Below are 23,003 nucleotides of genomic sequence, written 5' to 3' on the forward strand. Positions count from 1 at the left end.
GAGTGGCCGAGACGACCAAGCCCGCGAAGCGTGGCCGTCGCACCGTCGCACGGCACGGTGAGCTGACCTCGCCTCACCCCGTCTCGCTGATCATGAAGCTGGTCGGCGTGGTCGTCGCCGTCATCCTCGTCTCCACCGCCGGTGTCGCCGCGTACGCGCTCACCGACCTGACGGGGAGCGTCGCCGAGAACGCCGTGGCGCTCGAGGGCCAGGAAGACGTCCCGCCCGACATCGGGGCGATCGAAGGGGGCGTGAATCTGCTCCTCGTCGGCACCGATGAGTGCGAGCCGCAGTACGCGAAGTACTTCGGCGAGCGGTGCACCGGCGCCGACTCCGAAGGCCAGCTCAACGACGTCAACATGCTGGTCCACATCTCCGACGACCCGCGGCGCGTGACCGTCATCTCGTTCCCGCGCGACCTCATGATCCCGATTCCGTCGTGCACCAGCGAGGACGGCTCCGTCACGGGCGGGGTCTCCAACGACCAGATCAACACCGCGTGGTCGTACGGCGGCCTGTCGTGCGTGAACAAGACCATCTCCGAGCTCAGCGGTCTCAGCATCCCATTCGCCGCCAAGGTGAGCTTCGGCAACGTCATCAATATCACCGACGCGATCGGCGGCGTCGACGTGTGCATCGGCAACGGCGGCATCCGCGACAGCAACACCGGCATCGACTGGCCCGCCGGCGAGCGCAATGTACAGGGTCTCGAGGCGCTCCAGTTCCTGCGCACACGCTACGGTCTCGCGAACGGCAGCGATCTCGCCCGCATCAGCAACCAGCAGCAGTACATGTCGAGCCTCGCCCGCAAGCTCGTGAGCGAAGAGGTGCTGTCCGACCCCGCGACGCTGTACAAGCTGGCGACGACCGCCGTCGACAACATCACCCCGAGCGAGTCGCTCGCCAACCCGATGACGCTCGTGCAGATCGCCCTCGCGGTGAAGAACGTGCCGTTCGAGGAGATCGTCTTCGTGCAGTACCCCGTGGACCAGGACCCGTACGACGAGAACCGCGTGATCCCCAACCGTCAGGCGGCCGAAGCGCTGTGGGCGGCGCTCGCGGCGAACGAGCCGATCAACGTCACCAACGACGCGAACCTCGGCGGCGGCGTGATCACGGTCGAGCCCGGCGCCGACGAGACGCCCACCACGGCCACGCCCTCGACGACGCCGACGCCCGGCGCCACCGAGGCTCCGGTCGACCTGCCGGACTCGATCCCCGGAACCTCCGCCGCCGACCGCACCTGCTCCGCAGGCAACGTGCGAGCCGACGGCTGATGCCCGCAGGCACTCGACCCTCCGAGGAGGGCCGCCTCCCCCTCGCGCGCCACGCGGTGCACCGGGACCGGCATCCGCTCGTCGCCTTCCTCGCCGTCATCGCCGTCGCGCTCGCCGTCATCGGAGTGAGCGCCACGAGCGTCACCGCCTTCAGTGTGTGGGATGCCGCGCACTCGCTCTCCGCCAACGCGGTCGTCCTCGGCGAGGACGAGCCCATCCCCCCGTCGCTCGGAGCCATCGAGGGCGGCGCGAACCTGCTACTGGTCGGCACGGACTCGTGCGAGGGAGAGAACGCCGCCCTGTCGGCGGCCTGCCAGAACGGCGACGTCGACGGCGAGCGCAACGACGTCACGCTGCTCGTGCACATCTCGGACGAGCCGCGCCGCATCACGGTGGTGTCGTTCCCCCGCGACATGGTGGTGCCGATCCCGGCTTGCCCCACCGAGGACGGGTCGGGCACCTATCCGGCGATGAGCGCGCAGAAGCTCAACGTGTCATACACCTACGGCGGATTGGCCTGCACCGCGCTCACGGTCGAATCGCTCATCCACGACAAGATCGACTTCGCCGCGGCGATCCGCTGGGCGGGCGTGATCAACATGTCGGATGCGATCGGAGGCGTCGACGTCTGCGTCACGGGCGACGTCCACGACCCGCACACCGGACTGACGCTCGCGGCGGGCACCCACACACTCGAGGGCCGACAGGCTCTCCAGTTCCTGCGCATGCGCCACGGGATCGGCGATGGCTCCGACCTCGGGCGCATCTCGAACCAGCAGCAGTTCATGTCGTCGATGGTGCGCAAGCTGCAGTCAGATGCGGTGCTGGCCGACCCGGGCGTGCTGTTCACCCTCGCGACGACCGCGATCAGCCAGGTGCAGCAGAAGCAGCTCGTGCTCAGCCAGTCGCTCGCGAACCCCACGCTGATGGTGCAGATCGCCATGGCGGCGAAGGATGTGCCCTACGAGGACATCGTGTTCGTCCAGTACCCGACGGCCTACTCGTGGGACGGCGTGCAGGTCTACCCCGTCACCGAGGCGGCCGACGTGCTGTTCAGCGCCCTGCAGGCGAACCAGCCGCTCACCCTCACCGGCGAATCCAGCCAGGGGCTGGCCATCGAGGTCACCGGCGAAGCGGTCCCGCAGACGCCGACGCCGTCCGAGACCCCCAGTGAAGAGGGCGGATCGGATGCCGCGACCGCGACGCCGGATCCGACCGGCACGCCCGTCGTCCAGGAGCGCGTCGACCTCCCCTCGGACATCGCGGGGCAGACCGCCGCGCAGACCACCTGCACCAAACCGCAGGAGTGACGGCTTTTCGAAAACTTCGAAAAGGGTTGCGACCCGTGTCCTGTTACCGATAACGTCCCCTCAACCGTGGTGGGAGCTCCCCTGAGCCCCTCGAGGAATGAGGACGACGTGGTCACGAAATCGAAGAGGGCTCTGGCCGCGCTGGCCGCCGTCGCCGTGGGGGCGCTGGTCGTCACGCTGTCGCCGCTGTCACCGGCGATCGCGGCGACCGAGAACCCGATCATCGGCGACGGCTCGGTGTACTCCGCCGACCCCAGCCTGCTCGCCGACGGCGACACGCTGTACATCCATGCGGGGCGCGACCAAGCCGGCACGACGACCAACGACTTCATCATGAACGAGTGGCAGGCGTTCTCGACGACCGACGTCGACAGCGGCGACTGGGAGCACCACCCGTCGCTGATGCGACCCGAGACGGTGTTCTCCTGGGCCACGTCCGGTCGCGCCTACGCCGGCCAGGTCGTGAAGGGCGTCGACGGCCGCTACTACTGGTACGTCCCGGTCAACGAGGCGGCGAGCACCGCGCCCGACAAGTTCGGCATCGGCGTCGCGGTGTCGGACACGCCGCTCGGGCCCTGGACCGACCACGCCGGCGGGCCGATCGTCTCGCAGACCATCCTCGGCAACGACGCGCACAACATCGATCCGACCGTGCTCGTGGACGACGGCCGCGTCTGGATGTACTGGGGCAGCTTCAGCCGTCTGATGGCGATCGAGCTGCAGGCCGACATGAAGACCCGCATCGGGACGCCGACGAACATCACGAGCGGCGTCACCGGGTTCTTCGAGGCGGCGTGGCTCTTCACGCGCAACGACACCTACTACCTGGCCTACGCCGCGAACAACGCCGGCCCGACGAGCTCGTGCACGCCGGCGAACTACCACGCGTGCATCGCGTACTCGACGGCCTCCAGCCCGCTCGGGCCGTGGACCTACCGTGGCCGCATCCTCGCGCCGGTGTCGTCGACGACGAGCCACCCGGCGATCGCGGAGTTCAACGGCGAGTGGTACATGGCGTACCACACGGCCGACGCCGTCGGCGGGAACCACTTCCGCCGCTCCGTCGCGATCGATCACCTCGAGTGGGATGACACGCAGACCCCGGCGCGGATCCTCCCCGTGACCCCGACCCCGGTCAAGGGCCCGGACCTGACGCCACGGTCCAACGTGGCGCCGTGGGCGACGGCATCCGCCTCCAATGAGCCGATCCCCACGCAGTACTGGATCAAATCGCTCAACGACGAGCTCATCCGCCCCAACCCGCTTCCGCCGGATATGTGGGGAAGCTGGACGGCGAACCGCCCGGCGCAGCAGTGGATCCAGTACGACTGGGACGTCCCCGTCCGTGTCGATCGCGCGCGCATCAAGTTCTGGCGCGACGCCGCCCCCGGCACCGGCAACGGCGTGTCGGACCCCTCGTCGTGGGTGCTGCAGTACTGGGATGCCGGCGAGTGGAAGGACGTGCCGAACCCGAGCGGCTACCCGACGACCACGACGGCCGTCCATCAGGTGACGTTCGGTGCGGTGACGACGTCGCGGCTGCGCGCCGTGCTCAACGCCTCGCCCAACGCGGCCAACCCGCCGCAGTACTCCGCGCTCGCCGTGGAGGAGTGGGAGGTGCACGCCGCACAGCCCGACGGCATCGAGCCGGTGGCGGTGCAGACCGTCATCGGCACCGCGCCGGAGCTTCCTGAGACCGTGAGCCTCACGTACGGCGACGAGACGCTGCCCGCGCCGGTGCGCTGGGGTGAGATCGACCCCGCCGACATCGCGGCCGCCGGCGAGTTCACGGTGAGCGGCTTCGTCGAGGGCTACGCCGCAGGCCGCGTCGACGCGACGGTGACCGTCCTCGGCGAGGACCCGTGGCGCACGAACCTCGCGCCGACGGGCATCCCCGAGGCGCAGGCGACGGCCGGCGGCTCGTCGGTCGCGGCGCTCAACGACGGCGAGGTCCTCTACACGGGATCGGCGCACCCGGTGTGGACGACGGCGGCCGGCGACGCCGCCACCCGCTGGGCCGGATACACCTGGGAGGAGCCCGTTCGCGTCGACGGCGTGACCGCGCACTTCTGGAGCGACCGGGCCGGACCCGACGCCGGCGACGGTGTGGCCGTGCCCCGGTCGTGGACCGTGCAGGCGCTCGTCGAGGGCGAGTGGCAGGACGTCACCGGTGCGGACGCATACGCCACGGCCGGCGACGCCCCGAACGCGGTCAGGTTCGACCCGGTCACGACCACGGGCGTCCGGGCGGTGCTGACGGCTCAGACCGACGGCGAGACGCACGCCGGGGTCGGCCTCGGCGAACTCGAGGTGTTCGGCGAGACGATCGACGCGGAGGCGCCCGAGGTGGCCCTCACGGTATCGGGTGTCGACGGCGCCAACGGGTGGTTCCTGTCGGCCGCGACCGTGCGGGCGACCGCCACCGACGACCGAGACCTGCGCACGCGCATCGAGCTGTCGGTCGACGGCGGAGCCTGGCAGGCGAGCGACAACGTCCGCTTCGCCGAGGCGACCGTGTCGGGCGACGGCGAGCACACGGTGGTCGCGCGAGCGACGGACGCCGCCGGCAACACGTCGGCCGAGGCATCCGTCACCGTCAAGATCGACGCGACGCGCCCGACCGTCACCGGCACGCTCGACATCGTCGCGCGCACGGTGAGCGCGACCGCCGCAGACGCCGGGTCCGGCGTCGCCGGCATCGAGTACGCCATCGACGCGCCCACCGGCTGGCAGGCGTACGGCACAGCGGTGCCGGTCGACGATGAGCGGCACGTCGTGTACCTGCGGTCGAGGGATGCCGCAGGCAACCTCTCGACGCTCGCCTCGATCACCGTGCCGCTGTCGCCGAACGCCCCGCTCGAGGGCAACATCGCACCCATCGCGACGCCGACCGCGTCCTACACCTCGAGCTGGAACTCCGTCACGGCGGTCAACGACGGCGCACTGAGCGGAGCGTCGTGGGGCACGTGGCCCAACGTCGGCGAGCAGTGGGTGCAGCTCGAATGGGACCGGGTCGTCACGATCGACAAGGCCGGGGTGCTGTTCTTCCGCGACTCGACCGACGCGTCGGGGGTGGGCATGATCCCGCCGCGCGAGTGGAAGCTGCAGTACGTCGACCTGGCGTCGGGTGAGTGGCGGGATGTCGCGGCCACAGGCGCCTACGACCGCTCGTCGACCACCATCAACGAGGTGGCGTTCGCCCCGGTCACGACCACGAAGCTCCGCGCGCTCATGCAGGCGTGGGGCTCGGCGAGCGGCGGCGGATCCAGCGGCATGCTCGAGTTTCAGGCGTGGGCGGCTGCGCCCGCCGCGCCGGCGCTCGACGTGGAGCTCACGGTGACCGGCCGCTGCATCGCCGGCAAGGGCGTGCTCGCCGTGACGGCCGCCAACGGCGACGAGGTTCCGGTCGACGTCGCGCTCGAGACGGCGTACGGCTCGAAGACCGTCGCCGACCTCGCGCCCGGCAAGCGCAGCTCGCAGGCGTTCACGACGCGTCAGGCGTCGGTCCCCGCCGGCGCGGTGAGCGCGGAGGTCACGGGCATCGTGGACGGCGAGACGGTGACCTCGGAGGTGAGCGCGACCTATGACGCGCTGACCTGCTGACGCCGGGAACGGACGGGGACGAGCCCGGGGCGCGCAGGCGTCCCGGGCTCGGCTGTGTCCAAGGCGGGGTTGGGCGGGGGTCTTGCGGCGGCGGGCAGCGCGACGGTACGCTCCTGTTCGCGGTAACTGTTTGCGTAAACATCGCCCGCCCCGCAACGCTGCGTCCCGCCGAGATTGGAACGACGATGAAGTCAGCCTCCCGAGTCCTCACCGCGACCGCGGCTCTGGCGCTGGTCGGATCGGCGCTGACGGTCGCCTCGGCGCCCGCGCAGGCTGCGGGAACGCCCGTGCGCATCACGCCCAACCCGGCGTACGCGTCGGAGCCGTTCGAAGGGTGGGGAACGAGCCTGGTGTGGTTCGCGAACGCGCCCGGCGGGTACCCCGACGACGTGCGCCAGGCGCTGTTCGACAAGGTCTTCGGTGAGGACGGGCTGAACCTCAACATCGCGCGCTACAACATCGGCGGAGGCAATGCGACCGACGTGCCGCCGTACCTGCGCCCGGGGGGTGCCGTCGAGGGGTGGTGGAACCCCGACCTGGGCGTGTCCGACGCCGAGGGCGAGATCACCTCGACGTATGCCGACCGCGCGCGATACGAAGCTGCGTGGGACGGCGACGATCCGGCGCACTACGACTTCGACGCCGATGCGACGCAGCGCTGGTGGCTCGACGCGCTGAAAGACAAGGTCACCCAATGGGAGGCGTTCAGCAACTCCCCGCCCTACTTCCTCACCGAGAGCGGCTACGTGTCGGGCGGGATCGACAACGGCAGCACCGAGCAGCTCGCCGCCGACGACATGGGTGACTTCGCGGACTACCTCGTGACGGTCGTCGAGGAGCTCGAAGCCGAGCACGGCATCGACTTCGACACGCTCGACCCCTTCAACGAGCCCAACACGTCGTACTGGTCGACGCGCCTCGGCACCGACGGCTGGCCCACGTCGGCGAGTCGCCAGGAGGGCGCGCACATCGGACCGCAGCGTCAGGACCTCATGATCAAGGCGCTCGAGTCGAGATTGAATGAGCCGGATGCCGCGACCGACGTCGCGATCTCGGCCATGGACGAGACCAACCCGAGCATCTTCACGCAGAACTGGAACGCGTGGACGCAGGAGTCGAAGGACATCGTCGATCAGCTCAACGTGCACACCTACGGCACCGGCGACCGGGTCGTCGCGCGCGACATCGCGAAGGCCTCGGACAAGCCGCTGTGGATGAGCGAGGTCGAGGGCGACTGGGACGGCACCGGATTCAATCTGACCAACATCGAGAACGGCCTCGGGATGGCCGGCCGCATCGTCGACGACCTGCGCGAGCTCGAGCCGAGTGCGTGGGTGTTCTGGCAGCCGGTGGAAGACCTCTACAACATGGAGAAGGTCGAGAACCTCAACTGGGGCAGCGTCTTCATCGACTTCGACTGCGACGACAACGGCGACTCGCTGCGGCGCATCGCCGACGGCGAGGCCGACCCGTCGTGCCAGGTGCTGACCAACGCGAAGTTCAACACGGTCCGCAACTTCACGCACTTCATCCGGCCCGGCGACTCGCTCATCCCCACCGACAGCACGCAGACGACCGCCGCCCTGCAGGCCGACGGCGACGGCGCGACGCTCGTGCACGTCAACACCGAGACGACGGCGCGCGACCTCACGATCGATCTGTCGCGCTTCGGGCAGATCGCGCCGGGCGCAACCGTCACGCCCATCGTCACCACGCAGTCCCCGGCCGACGATGTGACGGCGAACGCCCTCGTCGAGGGTGAGCCGGTGACGGTGGATGCCGCGTCCCGCACCGCGCTGGTGAGCGTTCCGGCCAAGTCGGTCACCACCCTCGTGATCGACGGTGTGTCCGGCGTCTCGGCCGATGCCCCCGCGCTCGAGGACGGCGAGACGTACCAGCTCGTCGGCGTCCAGAGCGGCAAAGCCCTCACCGCCGATGCGGCCGGGCTGACCATCCGCACCGGCGGCACGACTCAGGCGGCGGCGACGTCGCAGGCGTGGACCGTCCACTCGCTGTCCGGCGCCGGGACCGATCGCCACCGCTTCGCGCTCGAGAACGGCGACGGCCGGCTGCTCGCGGTGGACGGCACGAGCACTGCGCTCGTCGACGCGGAGCCGGAGGTCGCGGCATCCGATGAATCACTCCAATGGCTGCTGTCGACCACCGACGGCACGACCTTCTCGCTGCTGAGCGCTGCCGCCGAGCGTGTGCTCGACGTCAACGGCCAGAGCACCGCCGACGGCGCCGGCGTGGGCACGTGGACCTCGAACAACGGTGCCAACCAGCGCTGGACGCTCGCCGGCACCGGCATACGCGACGTGCGCGTCGTCGAGGCCACGACCCGTGCGGGGGTGGTGCCGACGCTGCCCGCGCAGGTCACGGTCGTCTACGAGGGCGGGGTCGAGCGGGTCGCTTCGGTGACCTGGGACACCGCGGGTGCCGACTGGAGCACCGCCGGGACGGTGACCGTCCCCGGCGCGGGGACCGACGTCTTCGGGGCGCCTTTCGAGGCCGAGGCGAAGGTCGTCGTCGGGTCGTTCACGGCAACCGACCCGGTGTCGGTGACCACGTTCGAGGGGGCGTCGCTGTCGCGCGTGCAGGCGGCGGCGCCAGCATCCGTCCCCGGACAGGTCGGGACCGCGCCGCAGCGGTTCGCGCTCGACGTCGAATGGGACTGGTCGGGCGTGACCGACGCGGCGTTCGCCGAGCCCGGCGTCGTGACGGTGACGGGCGCGGCGTCGGACGGCGCAGGCTCATCGCTGCCGGCGCGCCTGTCGGTGGTCGTGACCGAGGCCAGTGAGGGCAACGTGGCGCCGCAGAGCGCGGCCTCGGCCACGTTCACCGAGAGCGCGTCGTACTCGGTCGACCGCACGAAGAACGGCCTGCGCACCGACAAGGGCTGGTCGAACTGGCGCTCGGGCACGAAGAACCTGCAGGACACGCTCACGTACGACCTCGCGCAGCGCGAGACGGTCTCGCGCGTGACGGCGTACTTCTATAAGGACGGGTCGAGCAACAGCTGGCCGCAGTCGCTGCGCGTCGAGACGCGCGTGGGGACCGCGGCATGGACGCCCGGACCGGACATCGCCGTGCCCGTGCCGGCGGACGGCACGGCGCCGATCGTCGACGTGCCGCTCGGGGGAGTGGCCGCCGACGATGTGCGGCTCGTGCTCACCGCGCGCGACGCGACGCACATAATCGTGTCGGAGGTCGAGATCTACGCCGCCGCACCGTCCGCCTCCTCGGTCGCCGACCTCGCGCGGGTGACCCTCGACGGAACGGACCTGTCCGGCTTCTCGCCGGAAGCGACTTCGTACACCGTGCCGTGGCGTGGGGATGCCGCACCCGTCGTCGCCGTGGTGCCGGTCGACCGCGACGCGTCGGTCGAGGTCGCTCAGGCCTCTGGACCGGAGGGCTCGGCGACGGTGACCGTGACGGCGCCCGACGGGACCTCGCGGGTGTACACGTTCGACCTCGTGCCGGGACCTGCGCTGGAGGTGTCGGCCGTCGCGACCCCGCGCTGCATCGCGGGCAAGGTCGTGGTCGCGGTGACAATGACGAACGGGTCGGACGGCCCGGTGCGTTTCGCCGTGTCGAGCGGTTTTGGGTCCATGGCCCTCGGTCCGGTCGCCGCCGGGAAGAAGGCGTCGGCGGCGTTGACGACTCGCGCCGTGGGCGTGCCTGCGGGCGAGGTGGCGGTGGTCGCGACGTCGTCGGCGGATCCCGGGGTCGTTGCGACGGTGACGGCGGCGTATGGCGCGACGTCCTGCGGGTGAGTGTGGCGGCGCGGTCGGGGTGGTCGGCGTGTCTGCGTGGTCGGCGTGTCTGCGTACGCGTCGGCCGCGCCGGCGCCTGGATGGGCTGCGGGGCCGGTTCGTGACCCCGGCGCCGTCCGGGTATGATTGCCGGGTGCATCTGCGCGTCCTGCGCACGGATGCCTGGAGACGTCGCATAGTCAGGCCTAGTGCACCACCCTGCTAAGGTGGAGTCCCCTCACGGGGACCGAGGGTTCAAATCCCTCCGTCTCCGCTCTCAGATCTTGGCTCGAAGCCCGCGGAATTCCGCGGGTTTTCTGCTTCCCTGGGGAGGCGCGGAGGGCGCTTCTGCCACGTTTCTGCCACGAACCGGGGTCAAGTCAGACGTGTAATGACTGTGATGTCTCAGGACATGGGTGACAGTTCTGTATCAGGACATCGGTGACACTTCGTGTGTCAGGACATCGGTGACACCTCCTTCTTCGCCGGCCCGCGAGGCCGACCGTTCCCGACGTAGCGATGCCGGGCGGTGGCCCGATGCGTTCGACGATGAGGGTGCCTTGGTCATCGAAGACCAGCATCCCGGCCGCTGCCGACGACGAGTCCGGGCCATCTGATCTCGGTGCCCGCGATATACGGCTATCTCCGTCGACACCGCACTCCCAAGGATCAGCGACGACGCCGCTTGTTCCGACTCTGCGCCCCCTTTGTGCCCGCACTTCCGCTCCGGCTCGCCGTCGTGTACCGAGACTCTTGTCGTTTCATCTCTTGAGTGAGCGAGTCGGCGATGTCACCCGCGTCGGTCGAGGCCAACTTGTCCGACCGTTCCATCCGGTTCGGATACAGCATTCCGTCGAGGTGATCGATCTCATGCTGGGCAATGCGAGCTTGGTAGCCTGCGAACTCGACCTCTACCGAATCGCCTGTGAGCGTCTTTGTCCTCACCTTGATGCGAGTGTCTCGCGTGACCGCTCCGCGAACGCCGGGGAGGCTAAGGCATCCCTCCGCTTCGGTTTCAGAGTCGCCGTCCCGGTCAATCACCTCCGGATTGATCAGGACGCTGGGCGGTGCAATGCCTGAGTCGATTACGGCGAGCCTCAATCCCAGCCCGACTTGGGGCGCCGCCAATCCCACGCCCCGAGCGCGGTACATGACCCGGAACATCTCGCGCACGAGCGCCCGCAGGTGTCCACCATCCATCGTGTCAAGGTCGACGTCGTCCGACGGGCGCGTTAGTACGCCGTTCAATGCAAGCATCGACGGTGGGATCGTGGCCAGACTCAACGTCTCCGACTGATGTCGAGCGGATGGGTCTCCTCCCGCGACTGCCGCGAACGCTCGCTGCGCTCGCTCGTCGTCGGTCATCCAGGCGTCGGTCGGCGCTGATGCGGCGTGGTCAACGAACAGTACTCCGTCCAGAATCTCAATCTCGTGCGCCAGAACGCGCGCTTGCGTACCTTCAAACGTTGCCGTGACTTCCTCCCCCGAATCGGCCAACTGCCATCGAACAGTCGTCGAGAGGTTGCGCGGAACGTTCGCCGTAAGGCCCGGAAGACTGAGGTTTGCCTCCATCGCAGACAAGATTGGTCCGCTTGTTGCCACGATCCTGGGGTTGAACATCACGATGGGCGCACTAGCGGCCGTTGAGACGACGGCACGAATGCCAAGTCCTGTCATCGGAGCGGCGAGCCCTACGCCGGATCGACCCGACTGAAGCGCATACGTCAGCGCTCGTGCGATCTCCCAGCGCACAGCCCGTGGCACGATTGAGAAGTCAATGGGCGAGGTACCGCGTCGAATCGCGTGTGTCGGCAGACTGAGCGTTCTTGCGGATCCGGTAACAATCGATAACTCGGCTGCGCTGCGCACCTATTCCTGCCTAGGTTCTTCATCCGCGATAGCCACGGCGTTCCGGGGTAGTGCCCGGGCAAGAATGTCCCGGAGATCTTCGATGAGCGCGATCGGCACCTGGAACTGCTGTCCGGTCTCGAGCAAGCTCGCTCGGCCTTGTGTAGCTTGGCTCGGAGATGCTCTCGCTGCGGCCATTTCCATCAGGTTGCGTGCATGTTCTTGTTGCCCGTTGACTGCCATCGCTTCAGCCGCGTAGAAGTAGCCGGCTGCATCTGTTGGGTCGAGGAAGATGCCCATGCTCGCGGCACCGAATGCTTGGGTTATCTCGCCGTGGCTGAAGTGATGACGCGCAATGTCGAGGGGCCCCGTACTGATTGAGAGTATTCTGCGGGCAGCTTCAACGCCCCCCTCGGCTCTCACCGTATCAAGGAGGAAGTTCCGAGCGGCATCCGTCGGCCACCCGTCGAGGGCCCACGCAACGTCGTTGACAGACTTTGCTACGGCGCTCACGAAGACATCGAGGTTCGCGGAGATCAGATTGAGCGCTGACACATAGCGCTCCGCGCATATCAGCTTCCACCACTCATCCAAGAGGCTGGCAACGTTTGAAACAATTGACAACGATGTGCCCGTGTCGATGGGGGGCGGAAAGTCAGGATCCGCCTCTATCGCTACCTGCAGTCGCCGGAGTTCCTCGGACGCAACTTCGTGGTAAGACGGAACCCAGACAGCGAGCCAATTGCGGGTCGCATCCGAATCGACGAAGCCGTCGATCGAATACAGAGCTTCAAGCTCGGAAGGTAGAAGGAGCGAGAGTAGCCTTCCCAGGGTCCGCGTACGCAGCTGGTTCTCGAGGAACCTGACAGCAGAGTCCCTCTGCACTTCGGAACCGCTGGCGAACTCGATTGAGTCTGCGAGGCTCGCAAAGTCGACGTCCCAGGTCACCGGCGTCGCTTCGGCCAGGTACTCGGCGGCCGCCGTGCCCGCTAGCACACCCTCCGCCATAGTTGCCTGGCCAATTGTGGGGCCGCGGAGAATCGCGCCCAAAGCTGCGTAGGCGGGTTCTGAAGTGGGAAGCATCTCCTGGATACGAGCAAGCATTTGAGGTGCTCCCAGCATGGCGAATGCAACCACCAATCGTTCGCGAACGGCACCGCTCAGCTCATCGCTGCTGAGGAGTTGCTCAAGCCAGTCGACTGAGTTGATGTCGGTTGTGACGGCACGCATCGCTGCCTCGATCCGGAGTGGCATCGGCACGCGATTATCTGCCGCGATCTCCAGCACGAGATCCAGGCCGTGGCGACCAGAGGCGGAGAGGACCCGCAACAATCTCCGAAGATCGATCGATCGTAGGTCATTACCAGGACCGGCGTCGTTTGCCATGCGGCGCCTGATCCGATCGTGCAGTGCGTCCCGCAAGTCAGTGTCGGCGGATCGCATCGCTTGTCCTGCCAAGTCCTCCCACGTCTGACGCGTACTCGCGGCTGCGAGCTCGGGATCGGCTAGGAGTCGGCGAACCGAGCCCATATCGACAATACTCGGCGCATGGACAAGGAGATGCCCCGCGAGTTGCCCCTGGATCCAACCTTCGCCCGCGCCCTCTGCGACGATTGCGTTCGCGGCGCGGCATCCTTCTTCGTTCCTGCCCTCAATGAGCGCGAGCAAAGCCTGAAGTCGAGCGGACACGGGCACGAAGGATCGAGTCGCGGCAAGACAGAGCGTCTTCCCGCCCTCCCGTCCGATGGACACCATTGTCTGCGCGAGCCTCCGCCGTAGCTCGAAGTCGATGCTGGTGTCGATCACGAGGTCGGCAGCAGCAGGGAGCGCTGCGAAGTCGCCGCGCAACAGCAGAGCGTGAACGAGCGCCATCTTGTCGCGCTGCGTCGCGTTTGGGTTCGCAATTAGGCGATTGGCTGTTGCATGGTCGACGGGTCTTCCTGCCCGTAGTAGCGCTTCGATGAGCACAATCTCATTAGCGACACCGATGCTGTTGTCACCCAGGAGTTCCACGACCAGCGCGTCGTCACCGTTTACGCGTAGTTGCTCGAGGCCCACCACCACCTTGAGCGCTCGGTCCAGGTCATCGCGCTGCACAAGCGCCTTTGCCTCCCTGGACGCTCCCTCTCCCGAAGCGAGCGCCGACGCGAGGTTCTGGTGTGTCCCCCGTTGCGCCGAGAAGGTTCGAACAACGATGTTCACGCTTGTGGGGTCACCGTTGCTGCACAGGGCGCGAGCTGCGGCGTCCCGGTCAGCAGTTGGCGAGGACGGATCCGCTACGATTTCTCTGCAAGCCGCGACCGCTCGCGGTTCACCAGCCTGACATAGTGTCCGCAGTGCAAATGCGACGTGCCTTTCATGCTGAAACGTCCCGCCGTGAAGCGCCTCACCCAAGTGCTCCACGGCCTTCGTGACCCGGCCTGCGACGAGCGCGCCGAGTGCTCGCTGAGCCGTAGTCGCGTCTGAAGCAGGCCCGCGGTTGAGCCGCTCTACTAGGAAGTCAATCAGCGACTTGACTAAGTCCGGTGGGACGGTGGCTGGTGCCTCCGCCATACATGAAGCCAGCAATTCGGCTTGACTCAACCACGGGTCGCCAAGTGGCCGGAACAGCAACTCCAGGATGTCCGTACAGTCGGCCGCAATGCCACAAGCGATGGCGATTGTGTCGGTCCATTGGCTGTCGAACCATCGATGCGCCTCAATATGGTGCGATCTTGCGTCCGCCGACATGCTAGCGATCCAAGTTGCTGCGGTGAACTCACCGAACACCAAGTGCGTGAATCGCAGCAGCCTCTCGCCCGCCGACCCCTCGGACTCTACCAATACGCCATCATGCAGGAACTCCCACGTCACCGGAGCGACTGGTTCAGGAGTGCCCTGCCTGTCAATGAACCCCTCGGTCCTTCTCCAACGATCCAATGCCGCGTCTGCAAGAAGTTGATAGCCCGGTTGGCCACGGAGGGCGGATTCCAGGCTGTGTCGGCTGAACTCGTCTAGCGGGCTCCGCCACCCGGCGGCGATTGAGCCGATTGCATCTGAAAGAAGAGCAAGGCGAGTTGCCGGATCTGTTGGTTGCGGATCTGAGTCGCGCCAGGCTCCTGAGAGGACTCCATTCATCATGTCGCGGTAGAGACCGGACCTGGTCGAGGCGAGACTGTCGTGGTTGCCCGCGAGCCGGCAAACGAAGGTTAGCAATAGCGGAACGTGAGCCAGTTCACGAAGCCGTGGGTTGTCGCGCAGCGCCTTCTCGACAGCGCGGATGCGCACACTATCCCGCCGGTGCCACGCTCGAACGAACCGCTGGACATCTCCTAGCGCGAACCCGGCGAGTTCGAACTCCTCGTGATCGCTCACGAACACCCGTTCAAGAGCTCCCCGTGCAGACTCACGTCCCGAGACAATCAGTTGCGCGAGTCGCGGTTCGAGTTCGGCAAGCGCAGCGCGTAGACGCTCGCGGAGGTCGACTGGGACCTCGTCCAAGCCGTCTACGCAGAGGACAAGGCGCGACTCATCGAGTGCCATGCCGAGTATCGACGCGAGTGTTCCCTGGTCGGGGGACAGAGGCAGTGCGCGCTTCAGCGTGGCTCCGAGAGACGCGAGGATCTCGTCAACGTCCGCGTCCGGCGCTAGTCGTCGTGCGAACGCGGCCGCACTCACGAATGCTGGGACCACTGCGTCAGCGACGTGACTGCCTTCTTTGGAGAGGCGAGCAAGGCTCTGCTCCGCGATCGCGACCGCGTGATCGAGCAGAAGCCAGGTCTTGCCCATTCCTGGTCCGGCCACGACTCCAACCGACTTCCATGGAGAGCGAGCAGGATCCCACAGAAACGTGTCGCCAGTGTTGGCGGCGACGCTGTTGCGTCCTTCGATCCGATCCTGGGCGAGCGAGACGCCGATCGCCCGGCGAGGGCGCACTCGTGTTGGCTGGCGGACGTCCCGCCGACGAACCCCTTCAGGCAAGAGCCCAGACTCCGACGTTGACTCCGAGAGGGCAGTCAGGTAGCGAGAAACCGCAGATGCATCGGCTGCGGCGTGTCTCGCGCTTCGAGTGCGCCGGCGCCATTCCGAGTCCGGCTCGTGCGCCTGCAGATGTGACGCCCACTCGGCCGGGAGTGCCTCGCGCACAGCGGCAGCCGCGATAGCGTACGCTCCACGCTCTGCGCCGCGATCGGCCTTCACCAAACCAACAACCTTGCCGATGCCGGGGTCCAGTATTGGGCCGCCGCTCATTCCTGGCGACACTGCGGTACCCGTGAACTTATGGATCGAGTAGCCCTGATCGGTGACTGTTGCCTCGTATCGAAGGCGGGCGCGGTCGTCGACCAGGTCGCCGCTCAGGCCGATTGCGGATCCCGATACGAACACTTCTGCACCCGGGGTATGGTCGCTGAGTTCGACGAACGGCAGACCGGGAGGGAGGTCCTCGTCTTCAACCGCTAGCAGCGCCAGATCGGGCAGTGGCCATATCGCGCTTCCCGGCTCCTTGTGTTTTGGGAGGATCGACCGGATTCTCACGATCGCTAGCCGGTCGCCGCGCGCTGTAGTTACGACCAGCGGGTCATTCGTGCGAGCGACAACGTGCGCAACAGTGAGCACACGGCGGGGTGCAATAAATACCCCGGAACCATGGACCCTCCCCGAGTCGTCACCTATTCGGACAGTCGCGTCCGCCAATACGGACCAGACATCATCATCCGGGTGCACTCGAACGCTTCCAAAGGATCCGAATCTTCGTGCCAGTCTGTGCCTTGCCCGCCGCGAAGAACGCGATCATTCGTCCTGTTCCGAGTTCCAAGCCAACCGAGAACTCAAGTTCGACTTCGTCTGCCGCCATTGACCGCAAGGGTTCCACGAGCGCGTCAGCGAATTCGCCCATCGTCGCGCGCAATTCGCTCAGATTGAGCGCTGATGAGAGCGACACATCCGTAGGTCCAGATGGCGGTTCACCATCGATCAACACAGTCGCCCCGCTCGGCAGCACAGCTTCTACCAGCACCCCAACCCCCCCAATTTGCGCGAACTTGAAGCGAGCATATGGCGCCTCAGGGGCAACACTCAACGACAGGTGTGGCTATCGGTCAGATCGAGCCTCCGTTCCCGCGCCAGCTCCACCCGCTGGATGAAACCATCTTCGGCGAGACTTAACCCAAGCCCGTCAGGTAGCCCGTTCGCGGCGTGAGTTTGTTGCACCGTCGATCTGGTCGAGCAATCGATCCAGCCCATCGTCGAACAGGTCGGCATACCGGTCGAGGGTCATCGCGGCTGACGCATGGCCGAGCATCCGCTGCACCGACTTCACGTTGCCGCCGGCGTTAACCGCGATCGACGCGGCGGTGTGCCGCAGGTCGTGGAGAACCATCGTCTCGACGCCAGCCGTCGCCAGCGCAGTCTTCCACCACGACTTCGAGCCCGTCGAAGCGCGCACGCGCCGCATGTAGTCGCCTGTCGGCCCGGGGAACACGAGTGCGCCCGGCCGACGCCCCGACAGCTCCGGCCGCAGCGCGTCCACCACGATCACGGGGAGCGGCACGAGCCGGGTGCCGGCATCCGTCTTCGGGGTGCTGATGTGGAGCTGCCCGTGCACCTCGACGGCCGACCGATGCACCGTGATGCGGCGGCGCTCGAGGTCGACGTCAGCGACCTTCAGCGCGACGGCCTCACCCCAGCGCAGACCGCAGTACCCGAGCGTGAGCACAAGCGATCGATGCGAGCCACTGGCATCCGCGACACGGCGCAGCTCGTCCTGCGTGAGGTATCGCCGCATCCGTCGCGTGCGCCGGCGCGGAAGCGAGTCCACCCCAGTAGCGGGGTTCCGCGACAGCCGCCCGTCCTTCACTGCCTGCTTGAGGATGCCGTTGAGCACGCCGTACGCGCGATGCACGATCGACGGCGATCGGTCGATCTCGCTCAGCCAGGCGGCGACGTCGCCATTCACCACCCGCCGCAGCGGAACATGCTCCCATCGCGGAGCGACGTGGAGCCGCCAGCTCGTCTCGAGCGGCCGGTAGGCAGACGGCTTGAGCGTGCGCCGCTTGATCTCGAGCCACGCCGGTGCCAGCGATCCGACCGTCACGCTCGCCTTGCGCGGGTCCGTCCAGTCGCCGGTGATCAGCTTGGACTTCTCCGTCGTGAGCCAGGCCTCCGCCTCGGCCTTGGTCAGGAAGCCGCGCTTCTCGACCACCCGGTTGCTCGGCGAGACGTAGCGGGCGCGCCAGAGCGTGCCGTGCTTGACCGAGTCGTAGGAGTAGACGTTCCGGGTCGTGCGCTTAGGCATCGTCCGTTCGACGTGGCCGGCCCTGCGAGTAGTTCATGCCCTTGAGGCGGCCTGCGGCGCGGGCCTTCGCGATCCAATCGGATGCCGTGCGATGCGGCACATCGAGCTCGACCTGCACCGCCTTCGTCGGGGGCAGGTCGGCAAGCGCCGCGGCGCCGTAGAGGATCTCGATCACCTCCATGCGCTCGTCCTTCATCCCGCGCTTGACGACGGCGGATGCCATCCACTGCGGGATGATGCGGCCCTCGCCCGTCGTGAGGTCGGCGACCGTCGTCCACTCGCTCTCCTCGCCGGCATCCAGCCGAAGGGCGATGCAGTGCGGCACGGCCGCCTGCACGATGGACTGCGCCGCCGTGTGGCGGAGCGCGCGCTGATCGAAGTCGGGTCGCACGGCGCGACTCACGATCGTCGTCACGATGTAGCGGCCTTCGTCGGGGGAGTACTGCGCCTCGAGCGTCGTCTCGATTCCCGTCTCGTCGTTTGTCGTCGTTGCGACGAACGCGGGGGCGATGCGCAGTGCGGACCCGACCGGCTCAGTCGCAGCATCCGCCGTCATCGGTGTGCCCTCGGGAGTGGTCACGTCGATTCTCACCTCCTCATCTTGCATTACCGCGAACGCGCATCGCAGGAACCTCTTGACAGAGCATACCGCTTAGTTGTGTACTCATGTCAAACACGGTTTAGACAACGCAACGGAGGTGTACCGTGGCAACGAGGATCGACACGACTCCGGTCGAGCTGAAGCACAGATACCTGAGCCCACAGCAGGTCGCCGACCAGCTGCCGGGCATCACGACGGGCACCCTTGCGATGTGGCGCCACGAGGGCAAGGGTCCGCGCTACCGCAAGCTCGGCCGCATCGTCCTATACGCCGCCGACGAGGTCGACGAGTGGGTCGACGCCGGCACCCGTGAGGGGACGAGCGATGACTACTGATCTCGCCATTCCCGTTGAGATCGATTCGACTCGGGATGCTGCATCCGAACCGCCTGTCGTGACCGTGTACACGGCGGGGAGCGCCTGTGTGCAGTGCGCCCTGACCGTGAGGGTGCTCGCCGAGCTCGGCATCCCGTTCGTCGAATGCGACATCACGCGCGAGGAGAATCGTGCCGCCCGCGACTACGTCATCGGCGACCTCGGGTACACCCGGGCACCCGTCGTGGTGGTCGATGAGCACGATCATTGGTTGGGCTTTCAGCCGGGCGAGTTGAAGCGACTCGCCGCGCACCTCGGGGGTCGCGCATGAACCCGCTGAACGCCCCGGTCGCCGGCGAAAGCCTCGCCGAAGCGGGGGAGCGGATCCGCGCCGCGGCACCGATCCGCGGTGAGCGCGCGACCGACGAAGACTGCCGCATCCGGCGCGAGCTGATCGAGGCCGCGCTCGCCGCCCGAGACATCGAGCCTGGCGACCGGAACTGGCACACTGCCCAGCTCGCGGACGGACACGTCGTCGGTGTCTGGGCGCAATCGGTCGACGAAGCGGAACTCGACCTCACCGTGTGGTGGGGTGTCCGCTGCCACTGGGTCGTCGTGGATCCGGTATGCGGGCTGTTCCACGAGTACTTTCCGAAGGGCAAGCGCTCTGCCACGGAGGCCGATCGTCGGTTCCCGCTTGCGCGGCCTCGCGGCATCCGTGATCGATTCGCGCCCGCTGACTCACTGCTCGACGCGATCTGGATGCCGCAGCCGGCCGACTCCTCGCTGGCGAGGTGATGAACGTGACCGACGACGAGACCGAGCGGTTCGAGCGTGAGAGCGAGGACCTCCGCCTGCAGATCGCCCACGCGCGTGCCGCGCTGCACGATCGGCAGAAGCAGCGGAAGGAAGCTCGCCGCGAGTACGCGCGGGAGTACTACGCCAAGCACCGCGAGGAGTACCTCGAGTACCAGCGTCAGTATCGCGCCGAGCAGCGGGAGAAGGACCCCGAGGCATATCGAGAGGGCAAGCGCGGGCGCAACCAGCGCTGGCGCGACAAGCACAAAGACGAGGTCAACGCGCGGCTCCGCGACAAGTACCGCGAGGACCCCGAGAAGCATCGCGAACGTCGCCGCGAGTACTACGCCGAGCATGCCGAGGAGCAGCGCGCGCGCCGGCGCGAGTACTACGCGCGCAACAAGGAGAAGCAGAACGCCGCGAGCCGCGCCTGGCGCGATCGCGAGAAGCGGCGCCGTGCGGCGGGCTTGCCGGCGCGGCGCATCCATCGCGTGCCGCGAGACGAGCGGGAACGGAATCGCGCCGCGGCCGATGCGTTCTTCTCACGGCTCTGGACGAAACCGGAACTCGCCGTGGCCAAGAAGAGCATCGAGACGCCTCCCGAGCTGTGGGCGGAGTGGAAGCGGGATTGCCTCAAGGCCCGCGCGACGTACACGCTGGCAGTGCAGAAGCAGGAGCTGGCGCGGCTCCAGAAGGAGCTTGGTCGGGGAACCCCTGGACCAAAGCCGAAGCCGCGCCTTACGCCGGAAGAGCTTGAGGAGGTCCGCATGGAAGCCATCGCGAAGCAGATCAACGATCGCCTGCGCCACCGCGATCAGCCTCGCCGCCCGCACCATCTGGACCCCGCCGCGCCGCATCCGATGCTCCAGCAGAACAACTCGACAGGACTGAACCGATGACCGTGATCGACCGCAACCGCGCCGAGAAGGTGCTCTACCGCGTCGCCATCTGCGCGTTCACCTACTACCCGGGCAAGTCCGACAGGGAGCCCGGCTACGACGTCGAGGAAGACGTCGCGTGGTGCACCGTGCCGCTGGAGAAGCGCCTGCCCGAACCTGACCTGCAGATGTTCCGCAGCGTCATCCGGATGCTGATCACCGAGCCGCTCGCCGACCGACGGCCGTTCATCCAGAAGTTGGCCGAGATCTCGGGGGAGTGAGGGTTCGGTCCTTCCTGACGGCCGATCGTAGCGACCTACGGCGCGCTCCGTTCCGGCCCTGCGGCATATCCTCCTTCGCTCCGCTCAGTCCGGTAATCCTCGGGCTCGGCACTGCGCACGCCTCCGGTCACGTTGTGAGCCACTGCCAGGAGCATCGGGGAGGGAGTGGTCAGGAGCTGGATTGGTCCGCCTTCGACGCCAGCGCGCGTTGCACTGCGTTCGCGCTCACTCCGAGCACGCGCGCGATGTGCGTTACCGGCCGACCCAGGTCGCGGAGCTCCACCGCCATCGCGACTCGCTCCGGTGTCATCACGGTCGGGCGACCGGGACGCCGGCCCTTGCTCGCGGCCGTGGCCATCCCGGCTCGCGTCTGCAGACTCGACAGGCGACGTCGAAGCGACTCGAGGGCGACGAACACCTCGGCTGAATCTACGGCCGTCCCAGTGGACAGCGCCGGCTCAGCAAGTGAACGGAAGCCGACGCCTCTCCCCGCCAATCCCGACACCACCGTGAGGAACTGCGCGGCGGTCGGCGCGACCATCGCTGCGCTCGTGACAATGACCGTGTCACCGGCTTCGACGAACTCGAGGCATTCGCGGAGACCGGGACGCTCTGTCGCGCCGGCCGGGCCATCGTCGGTGAATACTCGCTCGGCACCCGCGAGCGTGAGTTGCGCAGCATCCGCTGCCGTGCCGGCTCCTGGCGTGACCTCGCGCGTGTATCCGACAAGCCGAGTCATCGCGAGATCCCGCCGCGCTCCGGGCCGACGGGCGCGACGACCGGAGCTGCCACGTCCACGATCTGCTCCCGCGGAAGCGACCGCCGCAGGTCCACCAGCCTCGCGACCGTCTTCTGCTCGATCGCGATCGTGAACGTGCCGTCGCTCGGCACGTGCAGTTCGGGAATCACCTCGCGAAGCGCGATCTCGTGTAGCTCCACGAGCAGCTCAGTCACACCGCGAGGAAGATCACGACGGGATGCCGCGAACTCGGTCATGCGATGAAGCTCGCTCAGCCACTGCGTGGCGTCGAACCGGCTCAAACGGGACGATTGCGCAGCCTCCAGTGCGATGCCAGCGTCGCGAAACGCGTCCTCACCATCCGTTCGCCGGGCATCGAACACGACCCGGCCAGTGCGGCTCAGCACGGTGAGTCGGTCGACGGATGCCGCACCTCGCGCTGCCGCGACAAGCTCGCCCGTCGCCTCGAGGGCTCGATCGTGCACGTCTCGACCGACCAACCGAGCGGGAACCGAGCCGTGTACGTCGCGCAGATAGCGTGATGCGACAGTCAGCAGACTCTCGGCGCGACGGGACGAGACCACGACGATGCGTGTCTGAAAGCCCGCCATTGCGAATCGCTCGGCGGTGGCAACCGCGACGGCCGGATCCTGGAACGCGCCCTCGAGGAGGAGCGAACGCTGGTTCTCACGCGCGTATCGGATGCAGTCGCGCAACCATCCGGCTGTCGCGCGTGCAATACCCGCGACTGCTTCGGGCGATCGCGCAGAGACAAGATCAGGAAATCGCGGGTGGAAGGCGCGCAGATCGTCGCCGCTCACAACCGCGAGGTCGGATCCGTGCTCGGCGATCAGCGAGCCTGCCGCACGCGAACGGCCTGCCCCGGGCTGGCCCGCGAGCAGGACAAGCCTCGGTGGCTCGTCGGGCAGTGGCGTGTCTCTGAAGTACAGCGGCAGGATGCGCCGCGTCAGGATCTCCTCGCGCTCGGCATCCTCGAGTTCCCACTCGCTCATGTTTGAGACTCCGTCAGCTCCGCGATTCGACCGCGGATGTGTGCTGCGAGCGCGGATACCGCCGCGCGATCGTAGCCGTCGACACCGACCACGGCGTCTCGAAGTTCCCGTACCTCAATGTCGGCTGACGAGCGAAGCAGGAGCGCGCTCAGCGTGGTCGCCGACTCGCGCATTGCCTCATATGCAACGACGTCGTTCACACGCCACGCCGAGATCCCAGCCAAGCCCAGCCTCCCAGCGCCCATCGTAGTGCCAAGGCGAAAAGGGTTGCTTGCGGGTTTTCGCGTGAGATCGGTGGGCGCCCGCCGGAGC

General features: G+C 67.4%; 17 protein-coding genes and 1 tRNA gene. 10 read left to right on the plus strand and 8 right to left on the minus strand.

Annotated features, from left to right (window positions below):
* Positions 1-2: 2 nt before the first annotated feature.
* The 5 genes from ACFC1W_RS07700 to ACFC1W_RS07720 all read left to right on the plus strand — a co-directional run bounded on the left by ACFC1W_RS07700 (position 3) and on the right by ACFC1W_RS07720 (position 10,219).
* A complete protein-coding gene (locus ACFC1W_RS07700; protein ID WP_375990603.1) occupies positions 3-1,277 on the plus strand; it encodes an LCP family protein in 1,275 nt (424 codons plus the stop codon).
* Positions 1,277-2,587 (plus strand): LCP family protein, encoded by a 1,311-nt coding sequence (locus ACFC1W_RS07705; RefSeq protein ID WP_375990606.1) that lies wholly within the window; start codon positions 1,277-1,279, stop codon positions 2,585-2,587. The genes ACFC1W_RS07700 and ACFC1W_RS07705 overlap by 1 nt, the downstream gene beginning before the upstream one ends.
* A 108-nt stretch (positions 2,588-2,695) precedes the next feature.
* Positions 2,696-6,190, plus strand: coding sequence for a family 43 glycosylhydrolase (locus tag ACFC1W_RS07710; RefSeq protein WP_375990608.1), 3,495 nt, complete (start codon positions 2,696-2,698; stop codon positions 6,188-6,190).
* Positions 6,191-6,375: 185 nt separating this feature from the next.
* Positions 6,376-9,966 carry a glycoside hydrolase gene (locus ACFC1W_RS07715; RefSeq protein WP_375990610.1) on the plus strand — a complete coding sequence of 1,197 codons (3,591 nt, stop codon included), beginning with the start codon at positions 6,376-6,378 and terminating at the stop codon, positions 9,964-9,966.
* Between the two features lie 164 nt (positions 9,967-10,130).
* Positions 10,131-10,219: transfer RNA gene (locus ACFC1W_RS07720), tRNA-Ser, on the plus strand.
* 395 nt (positions 10,220-10,614) lie between these two features.
* On the opposite strand, the gene def is transcribed toward ACFC1W_RS07720, so the two are convergent.
* From def to ACFC1W_RS07745, 5 genes are all read right to left on the minus strand, one after another.
* Positions 10,615-11,814 (minus strand): peptide deformylase, encoded by a 1,200-nt coding sequence (gene def / locus ACFC1W_RS07725; RefSeq protein ID WP_375990612.1) that lies wholly within the window; start codon positions 11,812-11,814, stop codon positions 10,615-10,617.
* Complete coding sequence (locus tag ACFC1W_RS07730; RefSeq protein ID WP_375990615.1) at positions 11,815-16,497, minus strand: trypsin-like peptidase domain-containing protein; 4,683 nt, start codon at positions 16,495-16,497, stop codon at positions 11,815-11,817.
* Positions 16,484-16,789, minus strand: a complete 306-nt coding sequence (locus ACFC1W_RS07735; RefSeq protein ID WP_375990618.1) for a CU044_2847 family protein — start codon at positions 16,787-16,789, stop codon at positions 16,484-16,486. Before ACFC1W_RS07735 ends, ACFC1W_RS07730 begins: the two co-directional genes overlap by 14 nt.
* Before the next feature lie 159 nt (positions 16,790-16,948).
* Positions 16,949-18,067 (minus strand): tyrosine-type recombinase/integrase, encoded by a 1,119-nt coding sequence (locus ACFC1W_RS07740; protein WP_375990620.1) that lies wholly within the window; start codon positions 18,065-18,067, stop codon positions 16,949-16,951.
* A complete protein-coding gene (locus tag ACFC1W_RS07745) occupies positions 18,060-18,647 on the minus strand; it encodes a hypothetical protein (RefSeq protein WP_375990623.1) in 588 nt (195 codons plus the stop codon). Before ACFC1W_RS07745 ends, ACFC1W_RS07740 begins: the two co-directional genes overlap by 8 nt.
* Before the next feature lie 125 nt (positions 18,648-18,772).
* Between ACFC1W_RS07745 and ACFC1W_RS07750 the strand changes: the two genes are divergently transcribed.
* Genes ACFC1W_RS07750 through ACFC1W_RS07770 form a run of 5 tightly spaced genes read left to right on the plus strand, consistent with a single transcriptional unit; the run spans position 18,773 to position 20,939 of the window.
* Entirely contained in the window at positions 18,773-19,003 is a 231-nt protein-coding gene (locus ACFC1W_RS07750; RefSeq protein ID WP_375990625.1) for a helix-turn-helix transcriptional regulator, read from the plus strand.
* Positions 18,993-19,313: a glutaredoxin family protein gene (locus ACFC1W_RS07755; RefSeq protein WP_375990627.1), complete on the plus strand. Its 321-nt coding sequence runs from the start codon at positions 18,993-18,995 to the stop codon at positions 19,311-19,313. Before ACFC1W_RS07750 ends, ACFC1W_RS07755 begins: the two co-directional genes overlap by 11 nt.
* Entirely contained in the window at positions 19,310-19,780 is a 471-nt protein-coding gene (locus ACFC1W_RS07760; RefSeq protein ID WP_375990629.1) for a hypothetical protein, read from the plus strand. The genes ACFC1W_RS07755 and ACFC1W_RS07760 overlap by 4 nt, the downstream gene beginning before the upstream one ends.
* Positions 19,781-19,785: 5 nt before the next feature.
* The gene (locus ACFC1W_RS07765; protein ID WP_375990632.1) at positions 19,786-20,679 is read left to right on the plus strand and encodes a hypothetical protein; all 894 of its coding nucleotides are present in this window, start codon (positions 19,786-19,788) and stop codon (positions 20,677-20,679) included.
* Positions 20,676-20,939 (plus strand): hypothetical protein, encoded by a 264-nt coding sequence (locus ACFC1W_RS07770; RefSeq protein ID WP_375990634.1) that lies wholly within the window; start codon positions 20,676-20,678, stop codon positions 20,937-20,939. The genes ACFC1W_RS07765 and ACFC1W_RS07770 overlap by 4 nt, the downstream gene beginning before the upstream one ends.
* Before the next feature lie 169 nt (positions 20,940-21,108).
* Here the strand turns inward: ACFC1W_RS07770 and ACFC1W_RS07775 are convergent, their stop codons facing one another.
* From ACFC1W_RS07775 to ACFC1W_RS07785, 3 genes are read right to left on the minus strand one after another with little or no spacing between them, the layout of a single operon-like run.
* The gene (locus ACFC1W_RS07775; RefSeq protein ID WP_375990636.1) at positions 21,109-21,678 is read right to left on the minus strand and encodes a recombinase family protein; all 570 of its coding nucleotides are present in this window, start codon (positions 21,676-21,678) and stop codon (positions 21,109-21,111) included.
* Positions 21,675-22,691 carry a zeta toxin family protein gene (locus ACFC1W_RS07780; RefSeq protein ID WP_375990638.1) on the minus strand — a complete coding sequence of 339 codons (1,017 nt, stop codon included), beginning with the start codon at positions 22,689-22,691 and terminating at the stop codon, positions 21,675-21,677. Before ACFC1W_RS07780 ends, ACFC1W_RS07775 begins: the two co-directional genes overlap by 4 nt.
* Positions 22,688-22,891 (minus strand): hypothetical protein, encoded by a 204-nt coding sequence (locus ACFC1W_RS07785; protein ID WP_375990641.1) that lies wholly within the window; start codon positions 22,889-22,891, stop codon positions 22,688-22,690. The genes ACFC1W_RS07780 and ACFC1W_RS07785 overlap by 4 nt, the downstream gene beginning before the upstream one ends.
* Positions 22,892-23,003: the final 112 nt, after the last annotated feature.

It is taken from the genome of Microbacterium sp. NPDC056003 (genome assembly GCF_042274785.1).
Lineage (GTDB): Bacteria > Actinomycetota > Actinomycetes > Actinomycetales > Microbacteriaceae > Microbacterium.

What these genes read in the sequence shown, in the direction of transcription:
- ACFC1W_RS07740 (WP_375990620.1), bottom strand. Translation starts at nt 18,067, where the DNA reads ATGCCTAAGCGCACGACCCGGAACGTCTACTCCTACGACTCGGTCAAG.
- ACFC1W_RS07780 (WP_375990638.1), bottom strand. Translation starts at nt 22,691, where the DNA reads ATGAGCGAGTGGGAACTCGAGGATGCCGAGCGCGAGGAGATCCTGACG.
- ACFC1W_RS07705 (WP_375990606.1), top strand. Translation starts at nt 1,277, where the DNA reads ATGCCCGCAGGCACTCGACCCTCCGAGGAGGGCCGCCTCCCCCTCGCG.
- ACFC1W_RS07775 (WP_375990636.1), bottom strand. Translation starts at nt 21,678, where the DNA reads ATGACTCGGCTTGTCGGATACACGCGCGAGGTCACGCCAGGAGCCGGC.
- ACFC1W_RS07755 (WP_375990627.1), top strand. Translation starts at nt 18,993, where the DNA reads ATGACTACTGATCTCGCCATTCCCGTTGAGATCGATTCGACTCGGGAT.
- ACFC1W_RS07760 (WP_375990629.1), top strand. Translation starts at nt 19,310, where the DNA reads ATGAACCCGCTGAACGCCCCGGTCGCCGGCGAAAGCCTCGCCGAAGCG.
- ACFC1W_RS07715 (WP_375990610.1), top strand. Translation starts at nt 6,376, where the DNA reads ATGAAGTCAGCCTCCCGAGTCCTCACCGCGACCGCGGCTCTGGCGCTG.
- ACFC1W_RS07770 (WP_375990634.1), top strand. Translation starts at nt 20,676, where the DNA reads ATGACCGTGATCGACCGCAACCGCGCCGAGAAGGTGCTCTACCGCGTC.